General features: G+C 58.6%; 24 protein-coding genes. 16 read left to right on the top strand and 8 right to left on the bottom strand.

Features of this window, described 5'->3' with window-relative positions; all coding sequences use genetic code 11:
• Nucleotides 1-7: 7 nt before the first annotated feature.
• The 4 genes from KCX59_RS22680 to KCX59_RS22665 are packed head-to-tail and all read right to left on the bottom strand — an operon-like array spanning nucleotide 8 to nucleotide 2172.
• Nucleotides 8-550: a hypothetical protein gene (locus tag KCX59_RS22680; protein ID WP_178993124.1), complete on the bottom strand. Its 543-nt coding sequence runs from the start codon at nucleotides 548-550 to the stop codon at nucleotides 8-10.
• A 4-nt stretch (nucleotides 551-554) separates the two neighbouring features.
• Nucleotides 555-929: a hypothetical protein gene (locus tag KCX59_RS22675; RefSeq protein ID WP_179012557.1), complete on the bottom strand. Its 375-nt coding sequence runs from the start codon at nucleotides 927-929 to the stop codon at nucleotides 555-557.
• The gene (locus KCX59_RS22670) at nucleotides 926-1918 is read right to left on the bottom strand and encodes a conjugal transfer protein (protein ID WP_179016946.1); all 993 of its coding nucleotides are present in this window, start codon (nucleotides 1916-1918) and stop codon (nucleotides 926-928) included. The genes KCX59_RS22675 and KCX59_RS22670 overlap by 4 nt, the downstream gene beginning before the upstream one ends.
• Nucleotides 1915-2172 carry a hypothetical protein gene (locus KCX59_RS22665; protein ID WP_179012559.1) on the bottom strand — a complete coding sequence of 86 codons (258 nt, stop codon included), beginning with the start codon at nucleotides 2170-2172 and terminating at the stop codon, nucleotides 1915-1917. The genes KCX59_RS22670 and KCX59_RS22665 overlap by 4 nt, the downstream gene beginning before the upstream one ends.
• Before the next feature lie 294 nt (nucleotides 2173-2466).
• On the opposite strand from KCX59_RS22665, the gene KCX59_RS22660 reads away from it, so the two are divergent.
• Nucleotides 2467-3234 carry a hypothetical protein gene (locus tag KCX59_RS22660; protein WP_179016945.1) on the top strand — a complete coding sequence of 256 codons (768 nt, stop codon included), beginning with the start codon at nucleotides 2467-2469 and terminating at the stop codon, nucleotides 3232-3234.
• Nucleotides 3235-3683: 449 nt separating this feature from the next.
• Nucleotides 3684-4607 (top strand): replication protein RepA, encoded by a 924-nt coding sequence (locus KCX59_RS22655; protein WP_179016944.1) that lies wholly within the window; start codon nucleotides 3684-3686, stop codon nucleotides 4605-4607.
• 61 nt (nucleotides 4608-4668) lie between these two features.
• Here the strand turns inward: KCX59_RS22655 and KCX59_RS22650 are convergent, their stop codons facing one another.
• The 3 genes from KCX59_RS22650 to KCX59_RS22640 all read right to left on the bottom strand — a co-directional run bounded on the left by KCX59_RS22650 (nucleotide 4669) and on the right by KCX59_RS22640 (nucleotide 7157).
• Entirely contained in the window at nucleotides 4669-5271 is a 603-nt protein-coding gene (locus KCX59_RS22650; protein WP_179016943.1) for a hypothetical protein, read from the bottom strand.
• A gap of 2 nt (nucleotides 5272-5273) precedes the next feature.
• Entirely contained in the window at nucleotides 5274-6218 is a 945-nt protein-coding gene (locus KCX59_RS22645) for a ParA family protein (protein ID WP_179016942.1), read from the bottom strand.
• Nucleotides 6219-6830: 612 nt separating this feature from the next.
• Nucleotides 6831-7157: an ArsR/SmtB family transcription factor gene (locus KCX59_RS22640; protein WP_179016941.1), complete on the bottom strand. Its 327-nt coding sequence runs from the start codon at nucleotides 7155-7157 to the stop codon at nucleotides 6831-6833.
• Between the two features lie 114 nt (nucleotides 7158-7271).
• Here KCX59_RS22640 and KCX59_RS22635 point away from each other — a divergent pair, with 114 nt between their 5' ends.
• The 14 genes from KCX59_RS22635 (at nucleotide 7272) to KCX59_RS22570 (ending at nucleotide 18962) form a co-directional block, all read left to right on the top strand.
• On the top strand, nucleotides 7272-7964 hold the full coding sequence (locus KCX59_RS22635; protein WP_179016940.1) for an SAF domain-containing protein: 693 nt from the start codon (nucleotides 7272-7274) through the stop codon (nucleotides 7962-7964).
• Nucleotides 7965-8108: 144 nt separating this feature from the next.
• Entirely contained in the window at nucleotides 8109-8798 is a 690-nt protein-coding gene (locus KCX59_RS22630) for a hypothetical protein (protein WP_179016939.1), read from the top strand.
• Nucleotides 8795-10375, top strand: coding sequence for a CpaF family protein (locus KCX59_RS22625; protein ID WP_179016938.1), 1581 nt, complete (start codon nucleotides 8795-8797; stop codon nucleotides 10373-10375). Before KCX59_RS22630 ends, KCX59_RS22625 begins: the two co-directional genes overlap by 4 nt.
• On the top strand, nucleotides 10372-11244 hold the full coding sequence (locus KCX59_RS22620; protein ID WP_159701387.1) for a type II secretion system F family protein: 873 nt from the start codon (nucleotides 10372-10374) through the stop codon (nucleotides 11242-11244). The genes KCX59_RS22625 and KCX59_RS22620 overlap by 4 nt, the downstream gene beginning before the upstream one ends.
• Nucleotides 11244-12110 carry a hypothetical protein gene (locus KCX59_RS22615; RefSeq protein WP_179016937.1) on the top strand — a complete coding sequence of 289 codons (867 nt, stop codon included), beginning with the start codon at nucleotides 11244-11246 and terminating at the stop codon, nucleotides 12108-12110. The genes KCX59_RS22620 and KCX59_RS22615 overlap by 1 nt, the downstream gene beginning before the upstream one ends.
• 65 nt (nucleotides 12111-12175) lie before the next feature.
• A complete protein-coding gene (locus KCX59_RS22610; RefSeq protein WP_159701393.1) occupies nucleotides 12176-12394 on the top strand; it encodes a hypothetical protein in 219 nt (72 codons plus the stop codon).
• A 35-nt stretch (nucleotides 12395-12429) separates the two neighbouring features.
• Complete coding sequence (locus KCX59_RS22605; protein ID WP_179016936.1) at nucleotides 12430-12807, top strand: TadE/TadG family type IV pilus assembly protein; 378 nt, start codon at nucleotides 12430-12432, stop codon at nucleotides 12805-12807.
• A 47-nt stretch (nucleotides 12808-12854) separates the two neighbouring features.
• A complete protein-coding gene (locus tag KCX59_RS22600) occupies nucleotides 12855-13244 on the top strand; it encodes a pilus assembly protein (RefSeq protein ID WP_218648912.1) in 390 nt (129 codons plus the stop codon).
• A 23-nt stretch (nucleotides 13245-13267) separates the two neighbouring features.
• Nucleotides 13268-13675, top strand: a complete 408-nt coding sequence (locus tag KCX59_RS22595) for a pilus assembly protein TadG-related protein (protein WP_179016934.1) — start codon at nucleotides 13268-13270, stop codon at nucleotides 13673-13675.
• Nucleotides 13676-13788: 113 nt separating this feature from the next.
• On the top strand, nucleotides 13789-15150 hold the full coding sequence (locus KCX59_RS22590) for an RNA-guided endonuclease InsQ/TnpB family protein (protein ID WP_179016933.1): 1362 nt from the start codon (nucleotides 13789-13791) through the stop codon (nucleotides 15148-15150).
• On the top strand, nucleotides 15132-15758 hold the full coding sequence (locus KCX59_RS22585; protein WP_179016932.1) for a hypothetical protein: 627 nt from the start codon (nucleotides 15132-15134) through the stop codon (nucleotides 15756-15758). The genes KCX59_RS22590 and KCX59_RS22585 overlap by 19 nt, the downstream gene beginning before the upstream one ends.
• 464 nt (nucleotides 15759-16222) lie before the next feature.
• Nucleotides 16223-16726, top strand: a complete 504-nt coding sequence (locus KCX59_RS22580; protein WP_179016931.1) for a hypothetical protein — start codon at nucleotides 16223-16225, stop codon at nucleotides 16724-16726.
• A 298-nt stretch (nucleotides 16727-17024) separates the two neighbouring features.
• Nucleotides 17025-17924, top strand: coding sequence for a hypothetical protein (locus tag KCX59_RS22575; RefSeq protein WP_179016930.1), 900 nt, complete (start codon nucleotides 17025-17027; stop codon nucleotides 17922-17924).
• Between the two features lie 84 nt (nucleotides 17925-18008).
• Nucleotides 18009-18962 carry a hypothetical protein gene (locus KCX59_RS22570; RefSeq protein ID WP_179016929.1) on the top strand — a complete coding sequence of 318 codons (954 nt, stop codon included), beginning with the start codon at nucleotides 18009-18011 and terminating at the stop codon, nucleotides 18960-18962.
• A gap of 51 nt (nucleotides 18963-19013) precedes the next feature.
• Here the strand turns inward: KCX59_RS22570 and KCX59_RS22565 are convergent, their stop codons facing one another.
• Nucleotides 19014-22796, bottom strand: a complete 3783-nt coding sequence (locus tag KCX59_RS22565) for a hypothetical protein (protein WP_179016928.1) — start codon at nucleotides 22794-22796, stop codon at nucleotides 19014-19016.
• Nucleotides 22797-22911 lie beyond the last annotated feature (115 nt).

Here is a 22911-nt window from a genome sequence, read left to right as displayed (position 1 = left end):
TTTCCTCCTACTTGGTGTTCACCTGTGCCAGCAGGCGTTGAACGGCTGATCCACTCATGGGGAGGGGATCCGGTGGCCCTACAGGAGCCTGCGACTCGGGTTCAACTGGAGTAGGTGGGATTGGTTCTGCTATTTCAATGAATTCGGTTTCCGGCAGTGGGCGCAGGCGCGGCGCGGGCCGTGGTCGGGGTTCTCGAATGCTGAGAGATTCTCCGCGGTAGCTTCCGGTGGCGGGCCGGAACACGGCGCCGGAAGCGTCGACCATCACCAGAGCTGGGTTGCGGTTCGTTGAAGGCAGCCGCCCGGTAAACCAGGCCAGTCCCCAGACCACAAGGCCACCAAGGATGATGTCCACGATCGCCATTCCGGTGGTCCATAGCCAGTTGGTATTGAGAATCACGAAACCGGAGACGACCCCCACACCTCCTTGTGTCAGGGTGTAGGGGCCGCCCCAGATTTTGGAACCATCGTGAAGGCGTCCCAGCATCTTCTTGACCTTGCGGGCACGGGTGTAGAACCGACCTACTTCTGTTGTGACGGGGGTAGACAAGGCTCTATTCCAAGGTCAGGAAGGTTTCGTGCCCGGCCGCAGCAGATTGCTCGGTGACCTGGCCGGAGGCTGAACCCGGGAGTTCAGAGCGCATCTGGGTCTCCATCCATCCGATGCCACCGAAGACACCCCAGGCAAAAAGTCCGCCCGCGACGATGCCCATGATGATTCCCGTGAATTTGAACTTCTTCATCAAGGAGATGAAGAATGCCGCGCCGAGGGACACCAGAACGGCCCCGCCCTTCAAGAGGTTGATCAGGTCTGTGATCTTTTGGTTGGCAGTGTCGATGACCCCTGTCGGAACGTGGGTGACAGCGGCTTGGTGAATCTGGGAGACGGTCCCGACAAGGTCAAGGGAGGTCTGCAGGTCGATGGTCATGGCGTAGGCCTTTCTGTTGGTGTCTTCGTTGATGAGGGCTTGTTGGTCTTTTCGATGTCGGGAGTGGGGTTGAGGGCACTGACTTCCCACCGGCCGGCACGGGCATTGAGCGTCATCGCATAGGTCGATGCGCTGCCTTGGTTCTGGGCGGTCTTGAAGGTCACGCCAACGAGGACATGCAGTGTCTCGCCGTCCTTGGGCGCAGCAGAAGGAGTTTTATCGGCGTTTAGGGATCGCAGCGAAGCACTGCTGAACGGGGCCGGGGTTATGGGGGCGATGGCGCTCCCCGGGGTCGTGTACCTATCCAGCCCGCCGGCTCCGGTTGCGTAAGCGGTGATGAACGAGCTCACGGTGGTAGCAGCATCGGAACTGGTCGAGACGGTTTCCGGGTATCGGAGGGTGATTTCTGATGCGGCAGGGACCGGTCCGGATACCGGAGAGGGAAGCCCAACGGGACTGAGTCCGCCGTCGGAGTTCACCACGGCCCGGAAGTATCGGCGCGGCCATGACTCGGTCGCTTTGCCATCCACAACGGCGGTTTCTTTGACGTTTGCGGCCACGGTGACGGCCGTCAGGGTGGAGCCTTCCGGTGTTTCCGTACCCGCCAAGCCAAGATCCCGGTAGACCCATCCAGTAGCCGGAAGCATCCCGACGCTCGAAGCATCAAGGTAGGTGTCCAGGGCGGCATGATCAGTGCTGGAAGCCGACAGCCAGGCACCAACGAAACCCTCAGCGTAGGCCGCCGGAGCGTTGTCAGTATGAGGTTGCTGAACCGTGGAGGCATCGGCTGAGACAGTGATGTCTTTGCTGAGCGACAGCACCAACGCAGCGAAGGCAACCACAACGGTCAAAGCCATGACGAAGTAGAAACCACCAACCAAAGCCTTAGTACCCAGTGAATGGACGCGGCTCATGGACCCGGCCACACTCGGAACTTTGACGTCCTCGGGGGCATCAACATCGGCCTGACGTTTCCATAGCCGCTTCATGAGGACGATCCCCGCTCTGGAGAATGAAGCCGAGCTGCAGCCTGATTGGCCGCTGCCATTGCCGGGGAAGTCAGAACCTCAGCAAGCTCACATTGCCGGGAAGCATCAAAGGGGCGCTCCAGCAGACCGGCTATGCCCCGAAGCATCTTGTCCTCGGCACTAATCGTGACGGCAGCGTCACCAATAAACCCCGCCAGGTTCTCGTCGGAAACAGATTCAGGTAGTGCGGCGGAATCCTGCATCTCATCGCCCATCGAAGCTCCTCATGGATCGTCAGTAATCAGTCCCCCGATCTGAGTCGGGGATGGTCACTGCATGTAGGTGCCTGGATCGATGGCTTTGCAAAAAAACTTTGAAAACTTTTCACCGGGCCCCGTTCCAGAAGTGCGAACCCAGCTCTCACCTACGCGAAAGCCACTTATTCCAGAAGGACTTACACCGCGCGAAAGCAGCGTCTTTCAGCGCGCAGGGAACTGATCCAGAAGCTCGTCCAGAGCTGCTGAGGAGCGTGGTTGGTACCACCACCAACCGCCTCCCGAGGAGCCCTCATGAGCATCAACGAAACAACAACCCGCGCCCGCCGGACCATCGGCCTCATCGGCCGAATGAACCACGAATGGGACACCATCATCGCCCCATCCCGTAAGCACTATGGCGCTCTCGGATACATCACCGGAGCCCAAGCCCTCTCAACGCTCACCACCGCCGGCATACAGGACCGCGACGGGATCTACTGGGGAATGCTCTCCGAAGTCCAGGAAGGCAACAAAGACGCCGAACGCCTCCTCCTCCAAGCCATGCTCGCCAAAGCCGTAAACCTCAGCCGCAACTGCCGCGGGCTTATCGCCATGCCCAGCCAGGACGCCCTCTGCGTCGCCGTGGGAGCCATGTGGGAATCCATCCGCACCTTCCCCCTGCACAAGACAGAAAAGGTCGTAGGCAACCTGGCCATGAACGCACTCCAGATCATCACCCTGACCCACCCAGCACCGGCCAACCTGCCCGACGCACACGAAGACTCCGAACTCGACCGCATCATCGCCGCTGAACGCGAAACCGACGAACACGTCATCCACTCCGCCACACCCCTGGAAGAACTCCTCAAAGTCATCCTCTGGGCTACCGAAACAGGAACCCTCACCCAAGAAGAAGCAAAGCTCCTCGGTAGGTTCACGGTCTCAACACGCGAAGAAAAATACGCGCTCGCAGAGGAGCTGGGATTGGGCCGGTACAGCCTTACGACTTACGCCAGCCTGATCAAGGCCAAGCTTCGTAAAGCCCTGGCAGCAAACAATCTTGAGCGTGGATGCCTTTAGGAACAGGAAGCTCGAAGGGCCCAAAAGTGGCCGCGATTCGCGATGCCCACAAATCCACAACCCGGGCTCGAACCACTACATGGGGAGCTACATGTTTTTTAACACTATATGGGGACCCTCCTGCTTCCCAGTGCTGGCGCGGGAAATCGGAGCATGGCCGTCACAAGATGCACGAGGTCAGGCGTCACAAGATGCACGTGGATAACTTCCGGTTTATTAATGCGCGACTAACAAACCGTCACAAGATGCACGTGGCCTGACCTGCGGAAATACGCGGAATCGCAAGCTTTCTCAGGACCGGAAATGGGTCAAAACCCCTGCGTCACAAGATGCACGTGGAAAAACTCCGTCATCCACAACCAAAACCACCCAGCAGAAGGCAATGGCAAAACGACGGCTACAAGCACCTGCTCGCAGGGATTGTCGTCTCAGAAAGGTTGGTCACTTACATGACAACGCCAGCGGAAGAGCCAGCTGCTTTGATCAGCGATAGGGAGCTGCGGCTCCTCAATGTCGGAGCAGGCCTTGAGCTCTCCCCCGACGGCTCAGAACCTCTGAGCTATTCCGCACGGCTTTGGGCCCAGCTTTCGCTTCCCTACAGAGATCCAGGCCCTGTCCCTGAATGGGTCCGGCGCAACAACAGCATCACGTTGAGCATCAGCCCCGGAATGACCACTGCCAAAGACGGTTCTCGCCGCCCGGCATATCCCTTTGGTGTCATCCCTCGATACCTCATGACATGGATGACAACTGAGGCTGTCAGAACCGGAAGCCGGCAACTCCACCTCGGACCTTCCCTGTCAAAATTTCTTCGGAGCCTTGGAATGAACTCTTCAGGAGCTTCCTCGGCCAGAGCACTGGACCAGCTCCACCGCCTGGCCGTAGCCAATATGAACATTGAGGATTTGAGAACCAGTGGAGACCGCTGGGGCATCGCCGGGGCGAATTTCAACGTTGCGAGCCGATACGAGCTGTGGTTCTCCAAGGATCCCGCCAAAGCTCCGAGCGACATTCTGGGATCAACGATCACGCTTTCCGAGGACTTCTACCGGTCCGTCCTTGAAGCCCCCGTCCCTCTCCGCCCGGAAGCGCTCAGAGCCCTATCCGGATCCCCTATGAGGCTCGACCTCTACGCATGGCTCGTGTACCGCCTTAAGTACCTTGAACGCCCCACTACGGTCTCCTGGGGCCAACTGGCAGGCCAGTTCGGCGCGGACTACAAAGTCAAACGCCAATTCAAGGCAGCCTTTGAGAAGAATCTCCGCGAGGTCTTGGTCCTGTATCCGCAGGCCAAAACGTTCGTCACTGAAACGGGGATACGGCTTCTGCCATCCGCTGAGCACATCTCCGACCGGAAACTCCGCGCCATCTAGGCAAAAGAAATGGGTGGCCGCCGTAACTGGCGCGCCACCCATTAGTTCCTGCTCTCTAAGTTCAGCCTTCTTCAGGGCGGAGGAACAGCTCAAAGACATACGAAACGAACGCGCTTCGGGACGGCGCCCCCGACCAAGCAACCTTGTCAGAAATCCACTTCTCCTGGACCTTGTCCAAGCGAAGCTGGATTTGAATGCTTCCCGTCCCCCTCTTACGACGGACCCTCCGATGAATCCCGGACGGGCCTACGTTCAGCTCAGGACGGAAATGCTTCCGGACTTCTTCGAAATCAATGGCATCAAAGGCATCGAACAACAAATCGGTGTAGGTGACGTCGTCATTGGTCCTGGCCTTGACCAGCTTCAACAGGTCCGGAGGGAGATAGGTTCCTTTGCTCCGAGCCGCCCCGATGACCTGTTCCGAAGCGACGACGCCCTCTTCCACCTCGGCCGGCGCAGGCTGCGGAGCAACCACAGACTCTTCAGCTCCCGTCACCACAAGCGTTTCCGGAGCGGCCGCTGATTCCACAGGCTCATTGACAACGCTGATATTTGTACCACCCGACTCTCGCCTGGTACGGGGCCTCAGAAGCTTGGCCTTGTCCGCCGGTGTTGATTTAACAGGGGCAAAGATGTCCCCAAAACCCTTCTGCGCGTCAGGCATAGCTACTCAGCCTCTCCTTCCAGTTCGCTGATCCGAATCAGAATCTCCTGGGTCAAGTTCTCATAGTCGGCTGCCAGCCCGGACGCATTTGACGTGTGGAACTTCGGCGAATGCTGGATCCCGCGCTTGAAGTCAGCGAACCGAGTCTTATTCGCCAGATCCACCTCACCCTCAAGCTCGTGAATCAACCTGCCGTGCTCGCGAGCATCACGAGCGGCACCCTCAGAGTGACGAATACGTGTAGCAAACACCGGCGCCGCAGTCTCCAGAAGCTCTGAAAGCTCCTTGCGCAGATTCCGTTCAATCTTCCGACTGGTCGACCCCACGTCGAAGAGCACCGCGCCCGCCACGGCAAGACGGGGATTGCGCTCGCGCACGGCTTTGAATCGGTCCGCTACGCCTTCTACGGCATCTGTAGACCCTCCGTCGGCTTTCGAAGGGATTACTACTGCGGAAGCGACGGTGAAAGCTCCCTGGACGATGCTTGCCTCTCCGGGCGAAGTGTCAATGAGGATCAGGTCATAGTCCTCGGCGATTGGTGCTAAGCCCGCGTAGAGGAGATCTGCGAATTCGCCCGATTCCGGGTTGGACATCTGTCGGACCAGCAGCATGCCGGCAATGTCCTGCATAGCTGCCCCGCCCGGTACGACATCCAGGTTGGGGCGCACGTCTTTGAGGATCGGCAACGGCTTAACGTGCACCAGAGCATTGAAAAGAGCCGTACCGTCTTGCCTCACGTAGCCAAAATCGCGGTGCAAGCTGCCTCTGGGATCCAAGTCGATGACCAAGACGTTGAGGTCCTCTGCGGCTTTACCGGCGACGTTGGCGACTATTGAGGTTTTGCCGACTCCGCCCTTGGCGCTCGCAAGTACCACTACCCGGTCAAGGTACCCGGCCGTCCCTCGTCCTCCGTGGGACGTAACGGCCTTTGAAAGCGTGTTGGACATGGGAACTCCTACTGTTTGTGCGGTTAGCACTGCTGACAATCGTGTAGGCGATCTTACGGGCAATATTGCAATTTCCTTGGTAGGCGCGCCCGCGTTGCAGACAACGTTGTCTAAAGCGTGTCTGACGGCTGTAGTCCACGTGGTGACCAACGCGGCGCGTCTTGCGGTCGGGAAAGTATGTCTACATGCGTTTTGGAATGTTGTTCATGTTGTTATTACTGCAGTAGTACCAAACGTTGTTTGTACTGCGTTCGTGTCAACGGTGCTACACGCGGGGCTAAACATGGGTTTTGACGCGTGTGTTCCTACAGAGCTTCACGTATGACGTACCGCATGGCTTCACGCCTTATCTAATGCTTGTTGCAAAATATGGCACCTTCCCACCTACCTCTGTTGATCGGCCCAATCAACGAACTTCAGGGGAAACGGAATATGGTGATTCAGAGAGGTAAATCCTGGCTTTGTCGACAGGTTGTGCACTTCTGTGCCACTAATCAACGTCAGGTGTCTAGAGGAACGGGTAAGCCCGCATCCGCCCGAACCCCATGGAGTTCCGCCAGAGGATTCGGCTTGCCGCTCGTAGGACAATGGAACATTGGGGAAAGTTGGGGGTTAGGTGACATCCAGTGCGCTTCTGAGCGCTTTAAGCAGGGCGTCAATTCGCGCAGCATCTGCACTGTACATGACTCGTTTTCCGTGGCGCTGGTCCATGGGGGAGTCGCCAATGATCACACCCAGTTCTTCTAGTGCAACCAATGCTGCAGCAACAGTGGTCCGGGAAACGTTGAGGTCCTTGGCGATTGTTCCCGTCTGCGCCGGCCCGTTCTTGCGGAGATATCCCAGGATCCCCAGGCGCGTCGTTGTGCCGAAGACGGCGGCAACCTCTACCAGTTGCTCGCTTAGACCCGCGTCGACCACTTTAACCACGCCCTCAATCATGCCGCATCGAAACACTAAACACGCTAACTCATCATTTGACTTGTTGAGTTGCGATATGTTCAGATTACCCCATCGACTAGCTATGGGCACACAAAGCCACAAGGAGGCGCTCCGGTGAGCACCGTTAAGACCCGATCAAGCCGCAGGGCAAGCAGCACCGAATCGGCGCCGCCGGAGCCCCCGGCTTTTTCCGCGCCCTCAAAGCTGGCACGAAAGAGGCCAGCACTTGTGGCTCTTTGCATCGCCTTGGCTTTGGTCGGTGGCCTCGTGACATATTTCGGACTATCGGCCAACAACCAAGTGGCAGTGCTCGTTGCTAAAGACGGTCTGGTCAGAGGCCAGGAGATCACCGCCGCAAACTTGACCAGCATCAACATCGCATCTGATGCAGGCAACGGCGCAGTGCCAATCGAGCAATCTGGATCCGTGGTCGGTCAGCAAGCAACGGTGGACCTGCCGAAAGGCTCCCTCATCACCAAAAACAACGTCGGTCCCAACCTCGGGATAAGGGACGGCACTTCCGTTGTCGGTGTAGGCCTGACCACTGCCCAGGTCCCCTCACGCCAGCTCCAAACAGGCGATCATGTACGAATCATCAGGACCCCCACACAGGGCGGCCAGATCGACACCAAGGCAACGCCCGTGGCCGGAATTGTGGACTCCACACGAGCTGACGATGTCAAAGGTTTGATCATCGTCGATGTCGTCGTCCCCACTGATGCTGCGGCCGAGGTCGTTGCCTGGTCAGCTTCGGGCAATGCGGGCCTCATCCTGGACCCCCTGCAAAACAGCGAGTCGGGGAAGTAAATAATGGCAGCGATCTTCCTATGTAGCGTTACCGGATCACCAGGAGTAACGACTACTGCGCTGGGTCTTGCAGAAGTCTGGCCCCGACCGGTCATCCTTGTCGAAGCCGACACAACAAAGCCCAGCAGCATAATTCCCGGCTACATGCAGGGCGCACTGGACAACAGCCGCGGACTACTGCCGCTAGCCGTCCAGATTCAACACGCCGGACTCACCAACGAGGCGATGTGGGACCAGCTAGTCCCTCTCGCCGCAGATCCCAACCGGGCAGACCCAGCGTCCGGAAAGTACTTGCTCTCCGCAATCTCGAACTCAGCGGCGGCCCGAAACATGGTGGGACTGTGGTCTGACTTGGCTGTACTGCTGTCCCAACAATCCGACAGCGGTGTCGACGTCATCATCGACGCCGGACGATACACCCCTGAAGACGCTCGTACACCGCTCCTGCAAATGGCAGACGCGGTCCTCGTGCAGGCATGCCCGGTCCTGCCGGACATTGCAGCCCTGGTGGATCCGTTGGCCTCAATACGCGCGATACTCACCCGGGTCGGACACGAAGACTACCTAGGCCTGGTCCTGAGGAAAACCGTCGTCGGTAACTACGGCGTCGGTGACATCGAGAAAAACCTGAAAACCCCCGCCGTCGGCAAACTCGGATGGGACCCAACAACCGCCGCCGTATTCTCCCAAGGAGCTCCCAAACCCAGATCCTTCAAGCGCTCGGACCTGCTCTCCGGCCTCGTCGCACTCGCGGCTGCCGGGGATACGCAGATCCGGGACCGGGGACAGCGTTTGGGAAGCCGTCCTTCCCAACACGAGGAGGCACGTCCGTGAACAACTTCGACGACACCCACAGCTTTGACCCTGCGGCAATTCCCTTCTTCCAGTCCAACTCAACGACCCAGCCCGACGCACCTGCTACGCCGTTTCAAATTCCCGCCGCAGCCAGAGCCCACCTGGGTAGGGCAGGTCGTACTCGGGTGAGCCCACCCAACCCGACGTCAGACATTCCCGCGGAAGAGGTAAATCGACGAGTCCCAGCCTTTGAAGATGAAATCCGCGACGTTGGTCAACCCTCCATCGGGGATGAGTCCTTCTGGCTTGCTGTAGCCGAATTCCGACGCAAAGCTGCAGACCGCCACGTGCAGTCCCTTGAAGGCCGGCATGGACTCAACGAGGAAGCTCGCGAAGAGATGGGCCGGCAACATGTCATCGACGTTGTCTCTGAACACGTGGCTGAACAGCTCCGTTCTGACGGCCAGCGCAGCGTGTGGTCTGACAGCTACCACCAACAGGTCATCAAGGCGACCTTCGACCAGATGTTTCGACTCGGCCGGTACCAAGAACTGCTGGATGACCCCAAAGTAGAGAACGTCCACATTCATGGCCACGACCTCGTGTTTGTCGAGTACAGCGACGGGGAAATGGTCAAGGTTGCGCCAGTGGCATCCTCCGACGAGCAATTGATGGAGGACCTGCAGTTCTTCGCCAACCGCAACGGCGATGAGGCGAGGCCATTCTCCTCAGCTCAGCCTGACCTGGATATGGATTTGCTGGGCTACGTTCGCCTCGCGGCTGTTGCGATGCCCATCGCGGAACGTCCCTCAGCGGTTCTGCGTATCCACCGGTACATCAATATCAGCCTTGATCAGCTGGTGGAATTCGGGACGCTCAGCCACGACATGGCCCACCTATGCGAAATGATCGTGAAGGCAAAAAAGACGGTAGTGATATCGGGTGAAGGTGGCGACGGGAAGACGACCCTGATGCGTGCCATGGCCGGAAAAATCGGACCGATGGAACAAATCGTGACCATCGAGAAAGAACGAGAGCTTCACCTGAAGCAGCTCCACGGACGCATCGTGCCACCCTTCGCGCTGCAATACCGCCCCGGTAGTGGAGAGCGGGACGCCTACGGCCATTCCCCCGGGGAGTACACCCTCGAAAAGTGCATGGAGAAAGCCCTGCGACTCAATTCCCGCCGCATCATGGTGGGTGAAGTTCGCGGTCCGGAAATCGTCTCCATGATCCACGCGATGCAGGCCGGCGCCGGAACCATGAGCACCACCCACGCGGATGGGCCAGATGACTGCATTGACCGCCTCGCAGGGCTCGGCATCGAGCGCTACGGTAAGTCCTACATGATGGAGCAGCTCGGCCGGCACATCGACTTTGTGATCCAGATGGGCAAGGGTGTCGATCAAGACGGAAACTCCGTGCGACGCGTGACCCACATCAGCGAAGTGCTCCCGGCAGAAGGGGAGCGGGGCGTTGCAACACAGGATGTCTTCCGTCTGGACCCAGGGGACCGGCAAGCACATTTCCGCCGGCTGCCGTCCAACGAAAGATTGCTGCAGGACCTCATCCGGGCAGGACTTGATGTCTCCAGGTTCAGGGGAGGCCAGCAATGACCCCGGCAATCCTCACAGCACTGGGCGTAGTCCTGGGACTAGGCGGGATCTTTGCTGCCTTGCTGACCTTGGTTCCATCTCCGGAGAACACAGCAACGAAGGCGCCAGGACGGCTTCAGATTCGCCTCCAGAGAATGAGGACAGGGGTTTCCCGCAGGACACGCATCCTCCTGTTGGTGGGAGCTGTCACCGGCGTTGTGTTCTGGTTCGCTACAGGCTGGGTAATCTTCATCGTCGCCATTCCGTTGGCCATCCTGGGTATGCCCGCGATTTTCTCGGATCAAGGTGAAAAGACCCAGACCGACAAGCTGGAGGCCATCGAAACGTGGACGAGAAGTTTGTCCGGGTTGATTGTTACCGGCACTCCACTAGAGCGGGCGCTGACTTCGTCCCTGTCCAACGCCAAACCCGAGATCTACCGAGATGTCTCCAGACTGGTGGCCAGGTTGGAGGGCCGCTGGCCGACGATGGATGCCCTCCAGGCCTTCGCAGATGACCTAAACGATCCAACGGGCGATTTGGTGGTCATGAATTTGATGCTCGCCGCCAAGCAGCGCGGACAAGGGCTTGTAAACGCGCTCAATGACTTGGCTCAAACCGTCTTTGAGGAAGTCCGGGTACGTCGACAGGTCACGTCGGACCGCTCCAAGCCGCGATGGAACGCCAGGGTCGTCACCGGGCTGACAATCGGGCTGCTGCTGGCCATCCCGTTTATGTCAGCGTTCTCTGAACCATACAAATCCCCCATTGGCCAGATCATGTTTGCCGGATGGCTCGGCATTATTGCGCTGATCCTCGTGGCCATGAAGCAAGTGGTCGCCGCCCGGCCGATACCGCGAATGCTTGTGAATACCGGAAGGAGGTCCTGATGATTGTCTTTGTTGGCGGTGCGTTGATAGGCCTCGCCGTATCTCTGGTGGTTGCCCAGGCCCTTCCTTCCCGCCCCAAGTTGGGTGCTGCCCTGGACCGTTTGGGAACAACCACTGCTGCGACTGACGGTGGACGTCGCACCCTCGAAACCCGCGTCGCATCATGGGTTATCCAGCGGCTGCCAGCCATTCCAGGGTTTAGCATTCCCGAAATGGATTTGGCTCTTGTGGGCACGACTGTCCATAAGTTCATCTACACCAAAGCTCTGTGGGCCGTGGGCGGGTTCACTTCGATGATCCTCATGGGACTCTACGTCCAAATACTAGGTATTCTGCCCTTCGCGATCCCTGCCGTATTCGGGCTCGTTGCAGCGGCTACGGCCTGGTTCCTTCCGGACATCTTCCTCAAAGACAAGGCTGCTGCGGCCCGGAAGGAGTTCGTTCGGTGCGTAGCGGTCTATCTGGAGCTCGTCGCTGCCGAGCGCCGCAGCGGTAAGCCGCCGGCCATTGCCTTGGAAAATGCTGCAGCCATCGGCAAAGCCTGGCCCTTCATTCGAATCAATCAGGAACTGACACGGTCCCGGTACGACCACACTCAGCCGTGGGACGCATTGGTTGCTCTATCCAAGGACATCTCCGTGCCGGAACTGGGGGAGGCAGCAAAGATCGTCCGCCTCTCTGGAGACGACGGAGCATCCGTATACGAGGCGCTCCGATCCTCAGGACAAGGCCTGCGAGTCAAAATGCTCAACGAAGAACACACACGAGCAAACAAGGCCTCCGAAAGGGTCACCATCCTGATTTCGGTTCTGGCCCTCATCTTCGGCGGCGTTCTTATGACACCGCTCATTCTCAAAATCATGTAACGCTGGCCCCTTCGGATGAAGGGCCAAGGACACGAACTCAACAACCAACAATTTAGGGAGCAACAGTGAACACCGTAATCAAGATTTACCTTCTGGCCCGAATCCTCATCAACGGGTTGCGTGAAGAAGCAGCAGAACGCTTCGGCCGCCTACGCCTTCGGGCTGAAGCAGGCGATGGCGCGGCCGGGTGGGTGCTGATTCTGATCGGCGTAATCGCCATCGCAGCTATCGTCATTGCCGCCGTCACCGCTTTCGTCCAGTCAAAGACTGCACAACTCCAGTAGAACGAAACCAACCCTTGAAGAAGATGAGAAACCACATGGCCGAAGGCAGAGAACGCGGCAGTGCGCCCGTGGAATTCGTTCTCATCATCCCGGTTGTGCTCTTGATCTTCTTCGGCATCATCCAGGGATCCCTGTGGTACCAAGCCCAGAACGTCGCCCACGCGGCGGCGGCCGCCGCCTACAACGACGCACGGGTCAGCAACGGCTCGGCTGGTAGCGGACAAGCTGCTGGGAGCCAAGTCATTGCAAACCACGGCGGCTCTCTCAATGGGGCCTCCGTATCGGTCAGCCGTACAGCCAACCAAGTCAGTGTCACCGTCACGGGAAGCGCCCCGACCATTGTTCCGGGGTGGGGTGGCCCCTCAGTGACACAGACAGTGTCCGGACCAACAGAACGATGGGTGAACCGGTGACGATGATCCGTGAATTGCTTAGACGATCCGAGGAGGGGAGCTCCTCGGTGTCCTTCGTGATCATCGCTCCCGCCATCGTCTTGGTAATTGGGTTCTTGATCTTCGCGGGGAGGGTATCCGTGGCAGGGAATGTTGTGGAAAGCTCGGCAGCGGCTGCTGCCCGTGACGCTTCTCTGGCCCGCACGGAGGCTGGGGCCCGGGCCAACGCGTCCGAAGCTGCTCTGAGAGTTATGGCCCAGCAAGGAGTGAACTGCTCCAGCCTGAATGTGGACATTGATACCTCCGGGCTTCGTGTGCCCCTGGGAGAAGTAGGGACCGTGAAAGCCACGGTGACATGCCAGGCCAATCTCAGTGACATCGGGATCCCCGGGATCCCCGGTACCAAAACCCTAACCAGTGCTGCGTCGTCCCCCGTGGACGCCTTCCGGCAGAGATGAGAAACCACGTGATTACTCGAATCATGAAGACACTCCGGATGGCCAAGGAAAGGGGTGACGCCGCCGTGGCGTTTGTACTTCTGGTCCCCGTCTTGATCCTGGTCGTCGGCCTCGTCGTGGACAGTGCAGGGCAATTCCAAGCAGCGGAACAAGCAACAACGATCGCTCAGGGTGCCGCACGAGCCGGAGCCAACGGGGGCGTAAACGCCAAGCTCCCAAGCAGCGGTGCGGTCAACATCTCAGCAGGCCAATCCATCGCCGCCGCGAACAAGTATCTGGCAGCTGCAGGCGTATCTGGTTCCGTTGAGGTCAGCGGCCAGACAGTTACCGTCACCGCGCAAAAGGAATACAAGCCAAAATTCCTATCACTCTTCGTCGGCACCCTCCATGGAAAAGGGACCGGGTCGGCGCAGTTACTGAGCGGGCCGTGAACAGTCATGCAGCAGAAGCACTTCAAAACCCCGGTCGTCCCCTCCGATGCCGCGCCTGTACCGCCGGGAACGATGCTCCGAGAGTGTCGGACCCTTCTACTAGCGTTGGCCTCATGAGTATCCGGCAGCGCCTCTATCCATGCCCGGACCAGAGGGCGGTTTTGGTCGAACACTGCCACCATCATCGTTTTGTTTACAACATCGGGCTGGAGCAGCGTTCGATGTGGAGGCGTGACAAGCATCTGCGGGGTGAGCTATCGCCACCGAAAGTTTCCACGCTGACGCAGATGCGGGAGCTCGCTGAGCTGCGCGGGGAACTCGACTGGCTTCGCGCCGGTTCTTCCAGTGTGCAGCAGGCCGCACTGCGAGACTTGGAGCGTGCATTCCAGGCCTTCTTCTCTGGTCGGGCGAAGCATCCATCATTCAAGCGTCGAAACGACCGCGAGGGGTCATTCGTCGTCCGAGACCTGGCTGTGAAACGGCTCAACCGGAAGTGGGGAGTGGTGAACGTCCCGAAGATCGGGAAGGTCCGGTTCCGTGCGTCCCGGCCCTGGTACTGCATCAAAGCCGCAACCAGTGCTCGGGTCACCCTTCGCTACGGCCACTGGCACATCGCCTTCACTACGCCGCCTGCCGCGAAGATAGAAGCCCGAACAAATGCTGTCGTCGGAATAGACCGGGGTGTGAAGAACACACTCGCCACCTCGGACGGAAAGATGCTCCAAGCGCCCGCCTTGACGGACAATGAGCAATTGAGGTTCCTCGCCCTCCAGAAGCAGCTGGCCCGGCAACACAAGGGGTCAAACCGTCGTGGGCGGACACTCGACAGGATGGGCGTACTGCGGACTCGTCTGGAGCAACGCCGCGGAAATTGGGTAGAGCAGACAACCACAACCCTCGCGTTTGCCTATGAATTTGTTGCCGTTGAAGACCTCCGGATCCGCAATATGGTTAGGCGCCCGCAATCGAAGCCTGACCTAGACACAGATAACCCGGGCGCGTTCCTTCCCAACGGGGCACGAGCGAAGGCCGCGCTCAACAAGGCGATTCTGGCTTCCTGCTGGGGCCGGCTTTTAGACCGACTCGGACACAAGATGCCCGACGGGGCCGTGGTCCGGGTGGATCCGAAGAACACAAGTCGAACATGCGCCGTTTGCGGGCACTGTGCACCTGGGAACCGTGAGAGCCAAGCGGTCTTTGAATGCATAGCCTGTGGGCACGAGGCGCATGCCGACTTCAATGCAGCCGCAGTCATCCTTGATCGCGGATTAGCAACACTGGCCCCGGGGCACGGGGCGTCAGGACGTAGAGGTCCAGCGGTTCACGCTGGCAGCGTCAACCAATCGGCCGCGATGCAGCCGAGAATCCCCGACTTTCAGTTCGGGGAGGATGTCAAAGGAAAAGGAACCGGGTCAGCGCCGTTATTGAGCGACCCACGAGAGAGGAACAGATCCAAATGCAAACCAAGAGTTTGAGCGCCCCTTCGATTGGCCTCGCAGCCCTTACGGTTGGCGTCTTGCTCCTCACCGGCTGCACGCAACCTTCGCCCACTCCATCGGCGACCGTTACAAGCAGCGAGACACCTACATCCACGTCACCTACCGCGAGCGCAGCGGCAACCGCGGCTGCTCCTAAGGACTCTGCTGAAGCTATTGCCGCCGCGACGGCTGTCACCAAGGAGTACTGGGCGGTCACGGACCAGATTCTCAATGACGGTGGAAAGAACCCGGAGAGAGTCGATGCCGTCTCAACAGGGGCGGCACGGACTTATGTCCACGATGCAGCGGCTCAGGTTCTAGCAAAGGGTGTGAGTGTGGGGGGAAGCCGGGCTGTGTCTGTAACTCAGTCCTACGCATCTGATGCGACTCCTCCGGGGGGTGCCACGATCAAGAACGGGTTTGTTGGGCTCACGGTATGTAACGACATCAGTGGCAGTAAACCTCTGAATGCTGATGGAACACCGGGCAACAAGGGGGACGTGATGAGGGCAGCGGAAAACATCGAAGTGACCTACGACCCGGCAGTAAGCAAGTGGACGGTCAGCAACTACATCTTGCCAACGGGGGCAGTCATCTCATGCTGAAGAAAGTCTTGACCGCATTGACGGTCGCACTAATTGCAGTAGTCGTTCCGTTCGTTTCGGTGCCAGCAGCTTTTGCAGATGGTGTCCGGTGCAATCTGGGGACTTGCTCTGTCAAGCCTCCTCCTACGTCGGGGACGCCTGGTGGGGGAGCTGTGGTGGTCACAGACCCCGTGACGGGGTTTACTCCGGGGCCGACGTCGTGTTTCCGCCAAGGTGCTGAGGAGACCAAGGAGAATGAGATTCCTTGTAGTGATCCGGAGCGTGGGGCTTATCAGCCTGATCGTGGTTGCTACATGAAGTTGCAGGATCCTCAGGATGCTCCGCCCGCCGGTGGCACAGCCGGTGATGGTGCTTGGTATGTGTGTGTGGATCCGCCGTGTAAGGCCGCTCCTGCTGGTGGGGGCGCGTTGCCGTGTGTCACTTCGGTTTCGGCTCCTCGGTGGTTGACGACTCCGCCGGCAGGGATGAACACGCTTACCCCGGGACAGGCGGCTGCCGCTCTAATCAAGACATTCCAGCTGAAGGGTGTTGAGATCGGTTCGACCACTGAGGAATCAGGCAAGGGCGCAGTAGGTCTGCCCGTGTGGTTGTGGGTCAAGAATCAGGGTGACGCCCTTGCTTGGGGTCCTTACGAGAAGACAGCAACGCTTGGCGGAGTGACGGTGACAGCGACTGCCCGGGTGGCCAACGTTGCGTATTCGATGGGGGATGGGCAGACCGTTGTTTGCACGAACCCGGGGACCGTTTACCTCGAGGGAAATGGGAATACTGACAGCCCTACCTGCGGGTACCGGTACGGGATGATGTCGCCCTCTAACGGTGCCCAGCCGTACACGATTACTGCGACGTCCAATTGGGAAGTTTCTTGGACTGCTACGGGCGGCGCGAGTGGTGCGGTTGCCACCACGACTCAAGGCCAGACCCAGGCAAGGATCGGCGAGCTGCAGGCCGTCAACGTGAAGCGCTGAACTATGACCCGGGACTCACTATTGAGGTCTGACATCAACGGGTATGTGTCCCATTGGGGGAGAAAACGATGAAGACTTTACTGATTTTTCTGGTGTGTGCCGCGTCCGCGCTGTCAATCATAGGTGGCTGGCGACTTCTCACCTCTCCCGGAGTTCGGCGAGAGCTTGGATTGGGCCTTATGGGCGCTGGTGCAGTGGCAGCGGCTTCGCTGTCCCTGCTGGCGGGGTAGGGCGCGCATGCCTGACCCTATGTTCTGTGGCCACAGGGTTTCTGGACGGACGAACTGGGGGTGAAGTCATGGAGATTGCAAAGAGCCTGATCGATGGGCAGGAATGGGACGCGGCCGATTTCTGGGCGCAGAAGGTCCTCCACGACGATGGATGGTTCGCCAAAAGGACCGAGCGCAATAAAGCCTGGGTGTGCATCGGTAACGGCTGCCAGGCCATTGCGTACTTCCGCAGCCCAGCACGGAACAACGGGTCCCCAGCGTTCGGATCTCGGCACCACACACCCGAATGCGACTTCCGCACGCGCACCATCCAAACCGAAACCGACGAGCCCGAAGATGCCGCTGAGGTCGACGCCGTCTACAACGACGGCTCGGACCTAACCATCCGCTACGACCGCCCCAGAAAAATGTCAGTGACCGGTGTCATCGAAGACGAGGGCGGAGGCACCGGCCCGACGGGAAGAGCCCGTCAGGCCTACGTTATGGAAAGCTCCAACCCCACCAACCGCCAGCGCACATCCGGCCTTGCCACCCAACTGAAAAAACTGCGCAACAGCGAGAACTACCCGGCCCCGAACTTCAGAATCACAGTCCCGGACCGGGGACGGGACGTCCTGGCTACGGACTACTTCTGCCGGTTCGAGGACGCAACCGAACAACACGCAGCACCACGGGCCACCGGCGAGGCGCCCCTCATGGCGTTCTGGGGAGTCATTGCACGCCCCACCCTTACAGGGGACGGGACCCTCTTCCTGAACCCAGGACAGCCCAGTGCAGAGCTCATGACCGTCCTGCTGCCGGCGGCCGTCGCAAGCGAATGGCTTGGATACTTCACGGACCTGACCGACCCGACCCAGCTCACCGGCTGGCATCTCATCGTTGAAGGCAGACTGCGTAAGGGCCAACATCGGCTCTTTGTTCGGCTCGAAGACATCGCGAAAATCGACGTCCTACCGCCACTCAAGTGAAGCGCCCCAGTGCAGTACCCAGGTGAAATCAACTCCATCACCCGGGCCGCGGCGAGAAGCTATGCCACGATCAGAAGAAGCAGAATGTCCCACACACCCGGAACCACCTCAATCAGAAGTACTTTTGTCACCGCTGCACGTCAGGCCAGCAAAGGAGTCGGCCTGACCATCGGGGTAGGTGTTCTGTCAGCCTTCAGCTTCGAGTACCTAGCCACCGCTGATCCTCCAGCGCTTGATGCGCCCATCACAGCCAGTACAGAGAATCCCTTGCCCACCGCTGTTGCGACCCTGGTCCTGACTTTGATCATTGTCGTGCTGCTCCTGGCAGGTGGCTGCGGAAAGACGTTCGGGTTGCACCTTCCTCAACGCCGGCGGCCTTGGACGGTCTTCCTGGCCTGCACATTGCTCTCCTTCAGCACCATTCTGGTCAGCGTCACCGTCGTCGATGATCTCATTGAGAAATTGCTCGGTAGAGGACAACCATCCAATATCGCCGCCTCCTGGGCAGAACAGCCAGTGTGGACAAGATTCCTGCAGTCAGCTGACGCCGGCATCTTCGAGGAAGTGATCTTCCTGGCCCTGCCCTTCGGCTTCGTTCTGCTAGGCGCGTCGTTCGCTCGCAGTAGCGACCGACCATTCATCAGTCGCACCTTCTCAAGCCGTAACGCTCTCTGGATGGCAACGGCTCTGGCCACTGCATTCATCATCGTCCGCGTAGCAATGCACACATACCAAGGCTGGGCGGGGGCCCTCACCGTGGCCGTATGGGCCACTGGCCAACTCCTGATCTTCCGATACGGTCTCTCCGTCTGGCCCCTTGTCCTCGCCCACTTCACCTACGACTTCTTCGTCGCCGGCGGAACACTATGGCCGCAGAGCGAAACGTTCACCAACCTCGCAGTGATCCTGGGCTTCCTGACCGGCACAACCCTCCTCCTACTCGCCAGACAAAAACCAGCAACCGAAAGCCATCACCCATCCGTGCCGTCAACAGCCGGCGCCGTTGCCAGGCAACAGGGGCATTCAGGGGTTGATTGAGGATCTGCCCACGACAGCCCCGGAAAGGTCCTTGTCTCCTTTAGGGAGGTCCTAAGCTTTCGGGGGCCGCTTCTTCATGTAGACATGGAAGTCTCGCTTGCCGTCAGTCTTGGCCCAGTTGTCCGAGCTGGCATGCCCGAACTTCTCGACAAAGGACGCGAGGGCTCGATGGGACGCGGTTCGGGGGAGTTTAACGGTGCCTCCGAATTCGGTCAGTTTCTTGTAGGGGGCGCCCATGAGTTCCAGGAATTCCGTCACCACGGCAGTGCTTAGGGTCGTCAGAGCGGGTTCCAGAACGTCGATGAATGTCATCGGGTCAGCTTTCCCGGCTGCAAGGATCCGGAGTGACGCTTCGTCGAGTTCTATCTGCTTGCTGTGTGCGTAGCTTGCTACCTCCGTGAGGCCGGATCGGCTTGCCCCCGGAGCAAATTCGGGTAGGCGTCGTATCACCGCCGCTTTCACGTCCTCAGGCACTGCCTCGCTCGTCATTAGAGGTCCAAGGTCCTTTGCAGGTAAGTGCGCGGGACTCATGTACTTGTGGAAGTTTCTTGAGTGACGGATTGCGAACTCTCGCGTGTCCCAGGCAAGACCTACCGCGGAGTCAAACGATGCGACCTCGTCAACAACGATCCCGTCCCGTATCAAGACACCAAGAAGTTGGCCCTCGGCAACCTGGACAAGTGCGATGGAGATATATTCTTCGAGCTCAAGGCCTCGGACCAGGCGACTCTTGACTTCTGGCTTTAGGAGGGTTTCATCAGCGTTGAGGATGGTGACGGCGAGCGCCTGCTTGTTGTCTTCCGATTCGTCCTCGTAGTCCTGGATTTTATCCGTGGCGTTGAGGAGGACTGCCAGTGCGTCATCGACGCTGCCGAGAGTGTGGAGGTAGTTTTCAAGGTTGCTGAAAGTTGGCAGGAGCCGGTTATGTTTCGCCAGTGCGGGCCACAGGTCGCTGCTCACATCTTGTAGGTTGACGATCCCGCAGTCCGGTGAGGCATCAGGAATCAGGGCTTCGGCCGATGTGACATCCAGCGCGAGGGCTTCCTCGAGGATTTCAACGAACCGGTCCGGGGAGCTGATCGTGTGTGCAGGTGGGGTGGCGTTGGCTATGAGTTCTGCGTACTTGGGGGCGTTATTGAGGGCGTGGTTGTAGACCGTGACGTCGCTGTCTTTGATGGCATTCAGTGCCAGATTCGTCTGTCCATCCAGTGCAACTCGCAGGTTGGTTTGTGTTATCTCGTAGAGGCTGTGTTCTGCAGCGAGCTGCTTGAAGAACTGGTTCAGGGTCGCGATGGTGGGGAACAAGATTCCAAGGGAGACCATGATCTTCACCAGCGCGCCGGCCGTTTCAGTGGATTCGTCGTGGGCCGTGAAGATGCTCATCGAGGTGTAGTTTCCCTTTATGTAGGGCAGGAGTCCATCAAGCTTGTAGTCGATGTTCTCCTCGGCCCCCGACAGTGCCGCGTTGACCAACGTCGCTTTCACGTCGTTCTCCACATGCAGTTTGAGTATCCGTTGGAAGATGTTGGGTGCGCTGGAGGCCATTTTTCGGTAGAGGGCGGCCGGATGTTTTCCGCCTCTCAGGTAAACCTGCAGGAATTTCAGCTCGTCCTGGCCAGATGCCGCGGCGAGATTGCGAACAATGGGGTCGCATCGGGGATCGTCCTTTTCTAGGAGATAGTCCACGATGCCCAAGTTGTACATACTTCGTTCGCGCAGGTTGGTGTCGGGGTCGTTGAGGACAGCGTCGATGTCTTCCGGCTTCGAAAGATCGTAGAAGTTTCCCATGGTGTTGGGGTGTACATGATGGATGATGAAGTTCATTGCCTGCAGGCTGATATGAACTCCCTGGAAGTGTGAAGTGTAGAGGGCAAAATTCCTGTCGATATATCCCTGGGCGACCAGGTCCACTGCCAAACGTGACCCCAGGAGCTCTTTGCAAATGTCGTTGAAATCCCACCTCCTGTTGTGCCGGTCAAGCTTAAGGTCGGGGTGCTGGATGAGTTTGGCCATATCAGCACTCATCAGCACGTTGCGGGTAACCTCGATGGCCTTGAGGCGCATATCCAGCCTGTAGCGGTTGTGCAGTTCCCACTGAGCCGGAGACAGGTCCTCACCCAACTCCTCGCCTACGTCCTCGAAGGTGAAAAAGGCCTTATACCTACCCAGAGCCGTGACTGTGAGGGTTTCGCCTGTTTCGGTGTAGTTCCGCCAGAAACCGGGGGTATGGACTTCAGCGATAGGAACAGGAGTCGACTTCCACGACACGGATGTGACCATGTCGTACGGTTCGCTTATGTTCTGGTTCTGATGCCGGAAAACCCGCTCAAAATACCGCTCCAAGGCCTCGCCCAGAGATTCTGCCATCGACACCGCGGCATCTCGGCGAGAGCGCTTCGCCCGAATATCTTCGGCTTCCTCGTCCAGATTGGTCACGTTCTCCTCTACCAACGCCCGGCTGGCAGCATACAGTTCATCCAGTTGGCTGGTTCCAGCCTTGATCCGCTCAAAATCGGACAGATGGATGTTCTTATAAACGACCATGGCGAACAGGGAATCAGCGTTCAACCCCTCCAACCGGTCTGCGGGTAGCAGCAACTGCTCCCGGAAGACTGCAAACTCGTTATGGATGTTCTTGAGCAGACGCATGTCCACGATGTGCCGCGCAACCAAGTTGATCAGGTCCCGGGAGATCTCGAAGCCGGACTTTGCGAGCATGGCGGTCAAGTGATCGCGGGAACTGCGGTGCGTGATGAAAGGGACCACCGGTATGACGACGTCGAAGAACTTCGTCCGATTAGCCCGCTCGGTTTCTGCTTTGGCGGCGTCAAAGCTCTGGACTGGCCCCTTAACGTTTGAAGACCCAGCACCCTCGGTGCCGAGCTGCTCGAAGATGCTGTCCTTGATGGCGTAAACGAAGCGGATGTTCCGACCGAGCTGCGTCGAGTTGTTAAGAATGGTGTTCAGTTCCCGAAGGGTCTGGAAAATGTGCGGATCCTCGAACCGGTCAATGTCTTCAAAGATCACGACGTCGTACTTCGTGGCTTCAAAAAAGTAGACGATCTCATCCAAGTACTCATCGAAGTAACTGCCGGATGCGTTCGAAAGAGAAATGGTTGCCGGGCCCGCGACGAACTTATCGATCCAGAGACGGTTATGGAAAACCCGTCTCACCCCGAAGAACACCAACGCGACGAACACAAAAAGTGCCAGGTGCATGCCCAGCCGGCCGGAAGGGAAGGTGCCGGCGAAGTTGATCCATCTATCAGTGAACCGCGTGATGTATCCCAGAACGACCAAGACTGCCGAGCCCATCAATGCTGCAACAAGCTCCCGCCGCCACTGGAAGGACCCAAGGCGCCGGTACCTGGAACCGGGAACTTTCTCCTCACGATAGAGGAGCTGCTTCACCAGTTCCTTTTGGATCCGGTTGGTCTTAGAAACAGGTGGGGCATCCCCGGCTAAAGACTCGTCGCCCAATGTAGATAGCGCGAGGCTGAGGATCCTGCTCTTCGGCTTCTGTTTCTTCCACAGTTTCCGCTCGGAATCACCGGCGTCCAGGGCCTCCAAGATGCTGCTCTTCCCACTGCCGTAACCACCGGTTAAGGCAATGTTGCGGATCCGTCCCGAATCCTCGCCCTCAAGGGCATTCTTCAAATGGCGGACGTAAGCGCCGTGCTGCACCTCGTCATACCCAGCCGATAACAGAAGCAAGTTGGTAGAGGTATCTTCTGTTGACGGAGACTCCGCTTCCTCGGCGGGAGATTCAGCTACATGCTCCAGCCCCTCCGTTTCATCGCTCTCGGAAACGGTCTGAGCAACAGAGGCATCCATGCCAATAATCCTATTTGGCAAACACCTCCCTTCTTGACGGCAACGTGACCGAACCACGCTGATCTGGAACCTAACGACCTAGTCATCATTGATCCCGTTACAAGGACAGCTGCAC

The sequence above is a fragment of the Paenarthrobacter nitroguajacolicus genome (genome assembly GCF_051027655.1).
GTDB classification, from domain to species: domain Bacteria; phylum Actinomycetota; class Actinomycetes; order Actinomycetales; family Micrococcaceae; genus Arthrobacter; species Arthrobacter nitroguajacolicus.
This window is presented reverse-complemented; position numbering and strand designations above follow the sequence as displayed.